General features: G+C 40.1%; 12 protein-coding genes. All 12 read right to left on the bottom strand.

Annotated elements, in window-relative coordinates:
- Positions 1-117: 117 nt before the first annotated feature.
- Positions 118-1,752 carry an ATP-binding protein gene (locus FEZ08_RS01660; RefSeq protein ID WP_171014874.1) on the bottom strand — a complete coding sequence of 545 codons (1,635 nt, stop codon included), beginning with the start codon at positions 1,750-1,752 and terminating at the stop codon, positions 118-120.
- A 102-nt stretch (positions 1,753-1,854) separates the two neighbouring features.
- Positions 1,855-2,115: a hypothetical protein gene (locus FEZ08_RS01655; protein WP_138189957.1), complete on the bottom strand. Its 261-nt coding sequence runs from the start codon at positions 2,113-2,115 to the stop codon at positions 1,855-1,857.
- Between the two features lie 13 nt (positions 2,116-2,128).
- The gene (locus tag FEZ08_RS01650) at positions 2,129-3,211 is read right to left on the bottom strand and encodes a hypothetical protein (protein WP_138189956.1); all 1,083 of its coding nucleotides are present in this window, start codon (positions 3,209-3,211) and stop codon (positions 2,129-2,131) included.
- A gap of 11 nt (positions 3,212-3,222) precedes the next feature.
- Complete coding sequence (locus tag FEZ08_RS01645; RefSeq protein ID WP_138189955.1) at positions 3,223-3,753, bottom strand: hypothetical protein; 531 nt, start codon at positions 3,751-3,753, stop codon at positions 3,223-3,225.
- On the bottom strand, positions 3,750-4,124 hold the full coding sequence (locus FEZ08_RS01640) for a hypothetical protein (RefSeq protein ID WP_138189954.1): 375 nt from the start codon (positions 4,122-4,124) through the stop codon (positions 3,750-3,752). The genes FEZ08_RS01645 and FEZ08_RS01640 overlap by 4 nt, the downstream gene beginning before the upstream one ends.
- A gap of 21 nt (positions 4,125-4,145) precedes the next feature.
- Complete coding sequence (locus FEZ08_RS01635) at positions 4,146-4,772, bottom strand: M23 family metallopeptidase (RefSeq protein ID WP_138189953.1); 627 nt, start codon at positions 4,770-4,772, stop codon at positions 4,146-4,148.
- Positions 4,769-6,433 (bottom strand): CD3337/EF1877 family mobilome membrane protein, encoded by a 1,665-nt coding sequence (locus tag FEZ08_RS01630; RefSeq protein WP_138189952.1) that lies wholly within the window; start codon positions 6,431-6,433, stop codon positions 4,769-4,771. The genes FEZ08_RS01635 and FEZ08_RS01630 overlap by 4 nt, the downstream gene beginning before the upstream one ends.
- 3 nt (positions 6,434-6,436) lie before the next feature.
- On the bottom strand, positions 6,437-8,887 hold the full coding sequence (locus FEZ08_RS01625; protein ID WP_138189951.1) for an ATP-binding protein: 2,451 nt from the start codon (positions 8,885-8,887) through the stop codon (positions 6,437-6,439).
- A gap of 3 nt (positions 8,888-8,890) precedes the next feature.
- Positions 8,891-9,283 (bottom strand): TcpE family conjugal transfer membrane protein, encoded by a 393-nt coding sequence (locus FEZ08_RS01620; RefSeq protein WP_138189950.1) that lies wholly within the window; start codon positions 9,281-9,283, stop codon positions 8,891-8,893.
- Positions 9,280-9,495: a TcpD family membrane protein gene (locus FEZ08_RS01615; protein WP_138189949.1), complete on the bottom strand. Its 216-nt coding sequence runs from the start codon at positions 9,493-9,495 to the stop codon at positions 9,280-9,282. Before FEZ08_RS01615 ends, FEZ08_RS01620 begins: the two co-directional genes overlap by 4 nt.
- Positions 9,496-9,509: 14 nt before the next feature.
- Positions 9,510-10,376 (bottom strand): conjugal transfer protein, encoded by an 867-nt coding sequence (locus FEZ08_RS01610; RefSeq protein ID WP_138189948.1) that lies wholly within the window; start codon positions 10,374-10,376, stop codon positions 9,510-9,512.
- Positions 10,377-10,438: 62 nt separating this feature from the next.
- On the bottom strand, positions 10,439-13,213 hold the full coding sequence (locus tag FEZ08_RS01605) for an MSCRAMM family protein (protein WP_138189947.1): 2,775 nt from the start codon (positions 13,211-13,213) through the stop codon (positions 10,439-10,441).
- Between the last annotated feature and the right edge of the window lie 7 nt (positions 13,214-13,220).

Here is a 13,220-nt window from a genome sequence, read left to right as displayed (position 1 = left end):
GATTTACGTCGGCAAACTAGTTGATTAACTGTTTGATTGTAATTATTAGGTTAAAAAGACCATTTCAATCACATAATCAATCAATTTCGGTTGCTAATTCACCTCAATTCTGAACCATTAATTGAAGTCTGGAACAACTGATAATCCGGCACTTTTTGCAGCCTCTATCATGTCAAAACTTTGAACATTTTCATGCTCCGCTATCCGGGCTTCTTGTTGCATCATCGCAATGCCATCGCCATCTAATTTACTTTCATCAACCATACCGAATGATGCTTTAATCTGAGCATCAATTTCAGCGACAGATTGGAAGTCACGTTCAATCAATGGCTTGATCGCAACAAAAGCATCGATGCGTGCTTGGCGCATTTCAAGCTCATTTTTGTAATCGGCAATCTTGCCTTGCTTGGTATAAATGTATGGCGGTGGACTTTTCAGCATGGTATTCATTTTAACCATTTCACCATTCATTTTGACTTGCGTCACTAACCCAAAAACACTGGTCGGCATCGCTTCAAGTTGAGCCGCACTAAACCGGTTTCCACTGGCATTGCTGGCTTCTTTCGCAACGGATCCACTTAATTTTCCAAAGCACTGAGTGCCGGTATTATTGAGTAGTGCGACTCGAATTTTATCATTGAGCTGAGTATGATACTGATTCAACGGAAAGAGTCCCAATCCAAATTGCCGACCATCCATCGTGATATCAGGAATGCATGGCACCTGTGCTTGAGCCACTTCATCAATCATCAGAATGTATAAATTTTTATTCTTGCGCTTGTTCTTACCGGCCCGGTAACAACGTTCAGTTAAACTGCAGCTGATGAGTTTCTTCGCGGTCTCTGATAAGCGCCCAAGATCAACATACACAATGTGCCCTTCATCAAGCCACTTCGTTAAGGGGATCATCGAAGCCTGACCGAATACCCGGCGCAACACCGGACTGACCGCAAAAATATTCAACCGGGTTTCAATCGCATCCAGCGTCTCCGGTTTAATATCGGTCTCTTCATACTCCGCCCAGAAGTCAATAAATGGCTTGGCATCTAATCCAAGTGGTTCTATTCGTTCAAGAATTGCTCTTCTGAAAGCTTTACTCTTAATTGCTTTTGCGGCATCAAGAATAGTATGTTGTAAGTCGCCCTCTTCACTTCGCAGTCTATTATCCAGCAGCAACAAACCGAATGTATTTTTTAGGAATTTTTCCATTCGCACTGCTCCACCTGGTGAAGTTGGAATGGCGGTATCAATAATGCTCATTGTTGAATCTATCAGTTCCTGCAGGTCGTCACCCGGCTCATAATAAAGCAGATTAAGTCCAGGTATATGATCCGCTTTGTAACCAAGAGGTACATCATCCGCAAATTTCATGTAATGGAAATAGTCCAAATCCGTGGCCCTTAATCCTTTTTCTTTCGCAGCGTGCAGCACTCTGGTAATCAATCCATTCGCACCATTGGTTAATGGATCTATATACATCGATCCGGTTGCGTTTGGATCTTCTAACTTTTTGATGAAAATACCATCCTGCACCACATACACAAGACTGGTCTTACCACTACCGGTGATGCCTTCAACATAGACATGTGTTGTTAAGACATTTTCATCAATCAGTAACTCACGATCGACAACAACCGGATGATACAAGACTCCAAAACTAATACCACTATTTAATAGGTAGTTTGGAATCATTCCTTGCCCCTTCATTAAATGGATAATTCGGTCTTTGCGTTTTATATTGTTTAACTCCATTTTTTCACCCTTTCTATTCTCATTCAAAATAAAGTTTCCATATTTAAAGCGGATTAATTAGAGGCTTTTCTCTTAGCTCCATTCTCACTCAAAATAAAAGCACTAATCTAGGAACGTCTCAAGAACAGCACCGCTTGTGAAATCTACGACACCGATTACTTTAATGATTCGCTCCTGTCCTCGCCGATAATTATATGTATCCTTGATTAATCCATATTTGTACAAGTGTCCAACTGCATTATCAACACTTTGCTTTTTCATCTTAATGCGCTCAGCAATTTCCTCATTTTTCAAACATTGATCCCACTGCAGTGCGCCAAAGACTTCAAGCTCAAGTTTAGTTAAAAACATCTTCTTCTGCATGAATTCCACACTCCTATTCATTTTCATCTATGTCTGGCAAATGGAAAAAGGCAGCCAGTTCACTGGTCGTCATTTTGAATGTTTTTCCAATCAAAAATGGTGCTTGAGTAATAACATGCTGGTACCAAGGTGTTCGTTTAAGCTTTAAGCTATTTGCACTATGTTGAGTAAGCGAGGTAATTGTCATACCAAGGTCAGTCGCCACTAATTTGCGTTTGCTCTCAATCTGGATAACAACATCAAATACCATCTCCACGTCACCAGCTGCAGGTCGCAAACGTTTAACAAGTCTTCTGGCATCATCCATTGAAACACCATCAACTTGACCAGATTCATTTTGATTCTTTCGTGCTTGCTTCTGATCAAACTTCTGTTTCTTGTCTTCAAGCTTTACTGCTCGCTCTAAAACGCCGCTCTTATCTGGAGTTACACGGATTTCAATCCATGAATCATCTTCCATCTTATCAATAAGCGCTCCTACTGGATCAAACTGATAATTCCGCTGCAAGCTTGTCAAACGATTTGTATGCAGCTGCCGCTTATACGTTTTAACATTCGGATATACTTTTGCTGGATCTACTTCATAAAACTCTGAGAGCCGGTAAAGACCACGCAAGCTTGTTAGTACATTACGGCGGCGATCAAGCGGCATACCAACATAGAAACGGACAATGTTGTCTGAATCATTATGAATGATTAAGATAAACTGTTCTTTCCCTTTTAGTAAACGTTCATACCACATTCGCTTCTGCGAGTATAAATCTTTTGTAATCGCTGTAAGGCTTGTTAAACTCACACTATCATCAGCGTGTGGTAACCACAGATAATATCGCATCCGTTTCTTCTCTAGAACACCAATTAAGATTGCACGAATGACTAATAACACTATTCCTACAATTAAAAGAACAACAATTACGTAGATCAATGTTTCAAGGATTGATGTTATTGTTTCAATTGGAATTCTTCCTTCAATATTCGACTTAAAATCTGCAGGTAAAAACCACCAAATTCCAAATAATACGGCCGGAATAAGTAGGATCCAAAAAGCTCCAATACTTCTAACGATTTCTTTTAGTTCTTCATTTGCATCATTCATACATATTTCTCCTAACTAAGTCCAAAATCGGCAATCTGCCAAATGCTGCCATCATACGTAACATCAACCCACGCTTCGCTCACAACCGGAACCGGTGAATCCATCAAAAAATGAATCTGAATATAGACACGAAACTTCGTTTCACTGAGTGGTTCAGCGCTTGCACGAATAATATTGAGTTCGCTCACACCAACATCTTTTAACGCGAGTTCCGCATTAATTCGATCCTGTACATTTGGACTCACATTACTAATCCGCTTCAATCGTTCCTGATGCTCATCATAATTAGAATAGCCATAATAGGCATACACAAAATCTTTTGCGGCCGCAATTCCATCACGAACTTGAATAGCATCATTTGTTGTTGTAGTCGCATTTTTATCATCAAGTTGTTGCTGCAGCTCATTTATTTGTTCCTGTAACGTTGCACGGTCACTAAGTTCTCCTGGATCAACACCTCGAGTCATAACTAGATATACATTCGCTAGAATCGATAAGCTTAATATTAGTAAAACAGCGACAAATATTTTTTTATTGCTCACCGCCCTTCACCTCCTGATATTGGCATACCTTGTTTTTTTACACGCTCAAACTGAACCAATCCGCTGGCACTAACTACTCTTCCACCTTTACGCTTAATACGTTCCGGGGCATAAACATCTTTCCTGCGGCCATTTAATGCTGATAGAACTACTTTCGAAACGATATAGATAGTTCCATCAACTGGCGCTGGCAGATATTCTATTTGCCGACCACCAAGTAAGTACTGTTTAATGCCTGAATGAACACCAATTAACCGGCGTTCTTTACTCTTTATTCTGGCTATCATTCCTGATGGCGGTATAACTACATCCGTGCCCCCATCAGCAATGCGTATATCATGGTCTGTTAAATTAATATATCTATACTCCATACATTTTTGCTCCTTTCATAATTACGGACTCACAATTGAACTTCGTTCATACTTTGGAAAATATGGTTCTGGATCAATTCTCGTTCCATTTGAATACACTTCTATATGTAAATGTGGCGCCGTACTGGCACCGGTTGTCCCGCAATAGCCAATAACCTGACCTTGCTTGACTTGTTGACCTAAAGTAACTCCGACTGTATTGAGATGGGCATACCCGGTCTTTAAATTGTTACCATGTCCGATGATAATATAATTACCCCAACCACCATTATAAAAACCACCACTATCAGCACGATCGACCATGCCATCAGCAGCCGCTCTAATTGGATCATCTTTATTACACCCAATATCCATTCCAGCGTGAAATCGACCACCCGGACCGAAGGGGTTTTCTACATTTCCATATCGTTCAGTCATCACGCCACCAATCGGCTGGATGAATCCGGATTGACTGGCAACCACATCGCTACCGTCAGGTGTATCGCTGCTGCCACCAGAAAAAGCAGCGGCAGCAATCACCACAATTAACAATACAAGCAGCACCGGCAAACTTAGCACACTCCCCAAACAGCCGTACGCGACTTTTTTTACTACTTTATTTGTTGCCTTCTTTGCAGCGACCCGTCTATATTCCGAACGCTCACTCATGACTGATCACCTTTTTTGTTATTGACATATTTTTTATCAGTGCCACCATTTTCGGTGTAATACAATGGTTTCGCAGGAGTTGGTTTTGACAGTAAACTATCAGTTACCACACTACGTGGTCGAATGTTTTCTTTTGGGGTTACCTTAGCCATTGGTGGTAAGGTTCTCGGTTTTCGTGGTTTATCTGTCTTCACGCTGTTCTTTTTATTTGCTGCAGCACTCACCGCACTAGTAGCTGCTTTCGCTTTTGCATTACCTGCTTGAACCGTGTTTCTTGCATTTTTAGCCGTTGCTGCTGCGCCGGCAACAAGTTTACCTTTATTCTTTCTAAATTCAGCTCTACTTGGAGTTTTAGAAAGCGTAGCACCCTTTGGCTTACTTGGTGGTTTATTCGGTGGATCCTTTGGTTCGGGCTTATTGTCTGGCCCATTTGTATTATTACCATTTCTATAAAACTTATCTTGACGATGTGTTCTTGCATACTGAACTGCTTCATTATATTTAGTTTTGATTGTTCCACCTAAAACCATTGCCGGTCCAAAGAACTCCTTGCGTTTCCACCAAAACACACAGTAAATAATAGTTACCAACAATTGACTCTTCGCAAATGTCATATCCGGCATCGTCGCAATGGCACTTTTTAGAATACTGCTTGTAAATAAGAGGACTGATACAACAAGTCCCATTGAAATAACTTCAATTTGATTGCCAAGAATCTTATTTAAATAAGTAATAAGCCCCATCCGTTTCGATGGAATCAGCGCCATAGTAAGTGGTATCGGAAGTATTAATATAAAGACAACAATCATTACTTTTGCGGCAAAGACTACAATCCCAATCATAATAAACACAGCAGCACTTGGAATTGAAGTAAAGAATAGTAAAATCGCATCACTAGCTCTACCCCATGGATTATGGTCACGACTCATTGCTTTATTCTTATATTGAGTGACTTCTGTATCAGCAAGTTTTGCGAGATCTCCTTCTGTTTCTAAAAAGAGTTTTACTCTGGCAGCGCCAGTTAGTTTTGTTTGATCCTGCTGATTCGCTTCGTTCAGAGCCTCAATATCTGTCACACCAAAGTTCAAATGTAACCAGGGTTTGAAGAGTAGCTCTTCTTTTGCAGCAATTTCAATTTGTTCACCAATCGACAACGGCTCACCGTCCTCATCGTACTGAACATCAGTTGTTAGACCAATAACCACACTACTAATTTCAGTTGTAACTGTATTTACGGTTTTTATTACAGTACCAATATTTGTATAAAAGAAAAAGCTACCAACTAAAATAGCAATTGTTAAGAATATTTGTACAAACATTCCTGAATAATCACGCTTAGAATAGTAGTAAAACAATTCCGCAATTACAATTAAGAAAATGAGCGTTAAAAACGTTGGCAACAACCCATTATTCATGTAGCTACCATTATATCCAACAAACTTTTGAATAAACTCTTGAATCATATCGCCAAATGCATTGATAAAGTCAACATCAAAGGCAATTCGTAACACGTAGATGCACAGCTCTGTGAGCGCCTTGTATAAGCTCCAGAAGAAATTTGCCAGCATAAAGGCTATATTTCCGCTGATATCCCATGTATCAGTATTTTGAGCAAGTCGCATCATATCAATATGTTTATACCAGTCACCTATATCTTTCATGTACTACGCCTCCATTCGGGCCATCTGTTTAGCAATGTACGTTTCAAGATCTGGCCGATCCGGACTTGTATTCAAAGCCCACTCAAGCTCAATAAAAATTGCCAGCACTTGCATTGTGCCAATACGTTCATAAATATCTTGGAACAACATCTCTCCAGGCTCAAAACTTGCGATTTGACTTTCCAAGTATTCACTCGGTTCTAGACCAAAGTATTCAATGATCCGTGTTGCTTCTTCACCTCTTGCAAGACCGGCAAACTTCGCACCAATCACCTCAGTATTAGGAATATGTTCGTACTTCTGTGAAATCGGATAAATGGCCGCATTCATTGAACGACCAAGTAGTTGTAAACTATCAACCATACGCCGACCTTGAGGTGTTGAACTAATTGCCCACGTTTCATCATTTCCAATGAATTTAAACTCCGAAGGATATTCAGTAATAAACGCTTCGACTGCTGCTGTCAAACACATGAGTACGACAGTTGAGAGTTGATGTCCGATTGTATAGTCGCTCCGGTCCAGATTCACATCAGGCAGCTGCAGTTTATTAACCGCAACAACATTGATTGAATAATCAAAACGTAGCGGATCCGGCAGAGCGTCTGGATTCGCAAAGAAGATATTTGAAATCGCATGATCCTTACATGAACTGATTCGCCGTGCAAGATTGCTTGCGATTTGTATTTCTTCAGCACTCGGAATTGCTTCACGTTGCTTAAATTGCCAACTATGCCAATTATTCAAAATGTCAGGAATGCTATTTAAGGTCGGTGCAGGAATATGTTTAGTAAAGCTGCATGCTTCGCTGAGCATCGTGTACCCAAAATCATCTACACCAAGACGAAGCAAATAGCTTAACACTTCAAGTGCCATCATTCGTGCTCGATCCATATCATTTTGAGTTATAAATGGATCTAGAATACCGGCATCATCTCCACCCTTTCCAAGCTCACGAATATAGACTTCACTCATAAAGAGTTCACGTAAGTCTGGAGGTAGAAAGAGTCCAAGCTCTTCGGCCCACGCCCGGCGATCAAACTTCGGATCGGTAAAGATTGATTTACCAAAGAAGATAGCAGACCATATACCTATCAAGTTAGCAGTCACACTTTTACCACTTCCAGGAATACCAGTAATTGATACGGAAGGACTGCTTGTTGCCGTTGGATTATCCGGATCAGCTTTAGGTCCCTGACTTGGATCAAAGAAAACAAAACGCCCCTGACTTCCAGCAACGCCAAGCAAGAACCCCATGTGTGACCCAATTGAATCAGTCGCGCCAAAGACACCACTACTAATCGCTTCCGGTTCCATCATACGAATATAATCTGGCGCAATGTAAGGCGCTGCTCCCGGAATGAATGATGCCATCAAGTCTGCTTGATCTGCAATTGGCCGAGTGAGAATAATTCGGTACCCGCGCAAACGTTCCTTGAGTTCTTTTTCAATAATTTGAATCTCTTCAATTGTGTCAGCAACAACACCATATACGATACTTGCTTTTAACATCGGTTTTTCTTTACTATTTTTAAACTCATCTTCAACATCAATCATCTGATTGATCCGTTTAGATAAATCTGGATTAACGTAGGCTTCAGCTTCTGCCTGGTGCATCGCTTGGCCTTCTAGATTTCGACGTTTCTCTAGTGCTTCTTTTTGCGCCACCTCATTAGTTAAAGTATCAATATGTATTGATAAATCGACTGGTACACTTAAATCCTGTGTAGCGTAGATATAATCAAAATTCATGCCGTTATTTTCAAACTCCATGGATGAAACAACAAAATATGCATGAATCACTTCTTTTTCATCTTGAGCTACCCGCAAATACCGACTTTCTAGGCTGACCTGCCCACTGCACCAAAACGTACTCGCTTCACGTTCAACATCAAAATCCGGCCGGATTCCTTTCCAGTAATTACGTTTGGTCAAGTAACCAATTTCACGTTGTTTTAGTCTTTCTGGTTTATAGATTTTACTCAGAAAGCTATATACTTCGCGTTCCATTGACAGCACCGCTTGATCAATTTCCGGAATCGCTTTTGTAAATAAACTACCAGCTCCTTTTATAATATCTTTAATGGCACTTATTGTAGATTCTACAGGTGTAATCTGAATTCCAATATAAAATCCCTCTTCTAAAACGCCATCTTGATAAAAACTCCGTGCAAACTCCTTCATCTTGGCCCAGACAAACTCGGCTACCGGCAAAAGTTTCTTATTATTCATTGGCGGTTTAAATGTATCCAAGTCTTTGGTGTTGGTAATTCGCAATAAATGGTATGCCTGATACGAGCCATATAAAAGGGTTTCAAGTTTTCGTTGAAACCCTAACTTTTCATTTCCACTTAAATACTCATAATCTTGAGGCGCAATGCGATAATAACACCATACGTCGCCCTCGCTATTAACTAAAATATTGTTTCTTAGTTCCTTAATTGGAAACTCCATAAGTTACTCCTCCTTCCAAATGATTGTTTCGGCAGCATTATCCATGTGAACCGGCCCATTGACGATTCGTTTATTCGCATCAGTCACTTTTGGCCGCACAATAAAGCGAATATAATCTTTTAAGAAAAAGAATATGTGCTTCCCATCAATGTTAGCATTCGGCAAATAGATATATGCCCCAATTGGTATCAATATGTAGATAAGCAGTAATAATGGTTGGCTTACCATTTGACCCAAGAGACCCAGTTGGTAAAACAATAAACTTTCAATAATTAACGCTCCTACAAACATCAATAGGCCTAAAAGTGGGATTGGCCGATCAAGCGTAAAGTTTCCGATTGCATAAACCATAATTTTAACTTTCCATACCGAATCATATACACGTACAATCCTCATTGGAATAACGCCTTCCCGAATTCCGAAAAGAGGTTTAAAATTTCTGGCCACATAAGCAGCAATAATATGAATACACCTATTGCCACACCAATTACAAATCCGACATAATCTTTCTTCCGGTAATCGCGAAATGCGTGCCACGCCACATAAAGTCCAATAAGCCCAGATAGTACGTACCGAACATTATTTATTAAATTATCAAACATTTGCATATTAATATGCCTCCTTAATCTATTTTGGTAATCAGTATTCCTGATTCCTGTGTTTTATACTCTAAAATATACGTCATTCGCAGCTGCTGACCACTTGACTGCTCCTCGGCATACACAATGACTTTTATTTTTTCCGCCTTCTCATCAACTTGAATACTACCAAGTGAACGGAAGGTATAATTTCCATACGCTGGTTTAATTCCAGTAGACAAGACATCAAGCGCACTAGTATCATGTCCGAAGTATGCTTCAAAAAAGACCGTTAAATGTTTTTTAACAGTTTCTTTTAAATCACTGTTTATAGTATCGGTGAATGTTTGTTCATATAACGTTCCCATTTCACCCTGTCCAATCACTTGCGGATCTGAAACTACTTTATAATTAAAATTCTCAGCTTGGATCAACAATGCCATGTACGTCGAGAAATGTTCTTCATTCACATCATAACTGACGTTGTAGGTCACACGGTAAACCGTATCAGCAAAGATATCTGTCTTAATTGCTGATATTTCTGTGACTTGTTGCACGCTCTTCGGCAGCGGTAAATAGGCTTCTAAATATGACGGCGCAATAACACCAGTTAAGAATTTTTGTCTGGTCTTCACCATATCAGAATTATTTGGGTCTACATTCATCATTGATAGTAGCACGTTCCGGCCAACTACTTCACTTCCGGCATCAATCGTTGTTACTTGGGCCTCGCCTGCCTCTTGCATAGAACTAATAGCACTATTAATTCGCAAATTGCCATATACTGAGAAAAGTAGCGCAATCAGTACAAGCGTAAGCGCAATGCGCCGGCCAAGTTTTTTGAAGTTAAATCCACTTTTCTTCGGCTTAGATTCAGTTAGTGGCACTTCCTTTTGTCTTTTTAATTTCATTACAATTCACCTCATATATAAGAAAAGTCAGCACAGATATTGTGCTGACTTACTCTTATCAATTATTCCTCCGTTTTAAGCGCTTTTCGTTTGCGTACAGCAAAGAAAGCAGCAATTCCTGCAATAATGACAAGCATGGTTCCAATGAACACTCCTAGCATTAAATTTTGTCCTGTATTAGTTAATGGACCATCATACCAAGAGAGTGTATCATCTTCTGAACTTGTACCTGTTGATGCACTTCCACCACCAGTAGTTGTTGACGCATCACTGCCATCCTTATTCCCTTCAGCAACAATGTTCTCCTCAACCGGAGGTGGCGCAACTTCTGGGATTGGATCTGTCGGCACAGTTACCGATGGATCCAGTGGATTAATAAAATTATCATCGTCACTTGCTCGTAGCATGAATACTTGTAAAACTTCTTTAGATGTCTTGTTGTATTCATCCATTTGTGTCCCTTCAACCTCATTATTTTCAGTAGTTGCCGCAAATACTTGTGTTCCACTTGTCGCAAATACTCCAGCACCGATTAATAAGGCAATCGCAAGTGTTGCAGCTCCTTTACGGCCTTTTTTGCTTCTACTAATCAGAATTACTCCACCGGTAAGCGCAATTAAGGCTAAACCACCAACGAGTGCTTCAAAGTTGCCCTCTCCTGTTACAGCGAGTTCATCAATTTTATCATTCTCAAATGTAATATGAATGATTTTCTGATCAGAATCAATATTAAATGTCACAACTTCATCACTCCGAGTATATCCACCCGGTGCTACTAACTCACGGACTTCATATCCGCCATATTTATATAGCGAAAAATCAGTCTCAGGAATAACTGCATATCCATCAGTTCCAGTTGTGTACACGCGGGTAAACTGGCAATCAACTGATGCTGCAACATTATTATCTGAACTATTGTTATCAGTAGTTTGCGTAACTTCGGGACACGCCTCACCACTGACACGTTTTACTTCAAACTGAGCATCCGCCAGCGGCTCGCCAGTCACACTATCAACTTTAGCAATCGTTAAGTCGTCAATTTCATTATATTCATTGATAATGTTTTGATTATCATTGACATAGTATACACCATCAATAATTTGTGCTGCAACGGCAGGATCAGCTAAGTCCGGTAAAACAAACTTTTGATAATCCAATACGTAGGTTGCGTCATCGGCCGTTTTGATTTCACGCAAGTATGCGCCACTACCGTAAAGTGATGCTGCTACTTTTCCAGTTACAAAATCACCGTTTTCATCAGTAACAACTACATCAAGTTCTCGGCCGTCTGCTTGGTATAGGCCATAAGTTGCGCCTGGTATTACTTTAAATTCATCATCCTCAGTCGTTTTATGACCTCCTACCGCAATATAAGCTGGAGCAAATGTTGCTTTGATGCTTACCGGTGGAAGTGGATCTAGCAACCATCCTGAGGTTAGCTTTTGAACTCCGGATGCCTCATAAACAATTGCTGCATGTGGACGGACACTTGACTGTACTGGAGTTGATACTTGAGTATCCAAGGTTAAATCATCGCTAACTAAGCGAAATTTTGTTCCGATTGCGACCGAACCAGTAATTTTGCTGCCAGCTTCATTCACCGCGTACACACCTGCGGGTAAGCTCGGTAATTTATACGAATTACCCGGACTTCCATTTGTTGTATATAAATCAGTTTCTAATCGGTTAGTTACTGGATTATATTTTGCTTCCAAACTTGCTGGTTGCTTAACTTCAAATCTAGTAACCGGAATATCTTTACTATCCGCTTTTTGAAGCAACATATTAATATATGAGTCACCGTATGATTCAACAGTTGAACGATTATAGTTCCCTAAGTAAGCGTTTATCGCAACAAAAGTTCTTACATAGGCCTCTTCATCACTCAATCCATGTTGTCCACCATAATTGGATGGAAATCCCCAAATAAGAATTGCAATCAACCCATCATCATGTACTATTGTTCCATTATTATACCAATCCCCATTCGGGAAAGCTTCATAGGGCTCGATGCAGAACACCGGGCCAATATTATCGATGGTAATAAACGGAGTCGCATACCCATTCCAATTTAGCATTCCCGAGCTGTTTCCACTCCCACGTAGCATACGAACAGGTTTACCATTTAGGTATCTTACTAAAGAATCTTGAGGCAAACTTGATCTAATCACTAAACCAGATTCAGTTTTTGCGACTGCATACATAGTTAATCCATTCTCATCAACTGTAGGTTCTTCATCAATTTCAGGGCTATTCTCAATAATCTCTTTTAAATTCTCATTTGTTGTCATATTAATCTCATTACCCGTCCGTGAATCATTAATTGTTGTAATTCCATCATCACTAGTAGTGACACTCTGATCTAGATCGCCATCATTGTTGCTATCAGTCCATGTTTTAAAGAAATCTGGTGCTGCTTCAACATGAAACCCATAATCACTTGTGGCAAATGCATGTTGCGGCGCACTTATACTAAACACACCAATAAATGCTGCAAAAAGCGCCGCTCTCGCAATAATCTTTTTAGCTGGGCGACTTAATTTTTGAACAACCGGTGCTACATATCTCATATAATGTTTAGTCATTCGCCGATCGAACAACAGTCCCTTCAGGCGCACCTGGCGCATTCCTCGCGTATCCCAGATACATTTCAGGATCCGGATAACGCTGAACCATAAAAGTCGCATATATTTAGTAGTTTGCTGAAAAAGTTTTTTTAATAGTTTTTTCATTCCATTTCCGAGTGGTGTTTCCACCAATAATGTAAATACCCAGCAGATTGCTGCTACTATGCAGCTAAAGGCCTTTTCAATAGCCTGTTTTACCTGTTTAAACATTTTGTTT

Origin of the sequence: Culicoidibacter larvae (assembly GCF_005771635.1) — a bacterium.
In the GTDB taxonomy this organism is placed as follows: domain Bacteria; phylum Bacillota_I; class Bacilli_A; order Culicoidibacterales; family Culicoidibacteraceae; genus Culicoidibacter; species Culicoidibacter larvae.
This window is presented reverse-complemented; position numbering and strand designations above follow the sequence as displayed.

What these genes read in the sequence shown, in the direction of transcription:
- FEZ08_RS01660 (WP_171014874.1), bottom strand. Translation starts at nt 1,752, where the DNA reads ATGGAGTTAAACAATATAAAACGCAAAGACCGAATTATCCATTTAATG.
- FEZ08_RS01655 (WP_138189957.1), bottom strand. Translation starts at nt 2,115, where the DNA reads ATGCAGAAGAAGATGTTTTTAACTAAACTTGAGCTTGAAGTCTTTGGC.
- FEZ08_RS01650 (WP_138189956.1), bottom strand. Translation starts at nt 3,211, where the DNA reads ATGAATGATGCAAATGAAGAACTAAAAGAAATCGTTAGAAGTATTGGA.
- FEZ08_RS01640 (WP_138189954.1), bottom strand. Translation starts at nt 4,124, where the DNA reads ATGGAGTATAGATATATTAATTTAACAGACCATGATATACGCATTGCT.
- FEZ08_RS01635 (WP_138189953.1), bottom strand. Translation starts at nt 4,772, where the DNA reads ATGAGTGAGCGTTCGGAATATAGACGGGTCGCTGCAAAGAAGGCAACA.
- FEZ08_RS01630 (WP_138189952.1), bottom strand. Translation starts at nt 6,433, where the DNA reads ATGAAAGATATAGGTGACTGGTATAAACATATTGATATGATGCGACTT.
- FEZ08_RS01625 (WP_138189951.1), bottom strand. Translation starts at nt 8,887, where the DNA reads ATGGAGTTTCCAATTAAGGAACTAAGAAACAATATTTTAGTTAATAGC.
- FEZ08_RS01620 (WP_138189950.1), bottom strand. Translation starts at nt 9,283, where the DNA reads ATGAGGATTGTACGTGTATATGATTCGGTATGGAAAGTTAAAATTATG.
- FEZ08_RS01615 (WP_138189949.1), bottom strand. Translation starts at nt 9,495, where the DNA reads ATGCAAATGTTTGATAATTTAATAAATAATGTTCGGTACGTACTATCT.
- FEZ08_RS01610 (WP_138189948.1), bottom strand. Translation starts at nt 10,376, where the DNA reads ATGAAATTAAAAAGACAAAAGGAAGTGCCACTAACTGAATCTAAGCCG.
- FEZ08_RS01605 (WP_138189947.1), bottom strand. Translation starts at nt 13,213, where the DNA reads ATGTTTAAACAGGTAAAACAGGCTATTGAAAAGGCCTTTAGCTGCATA.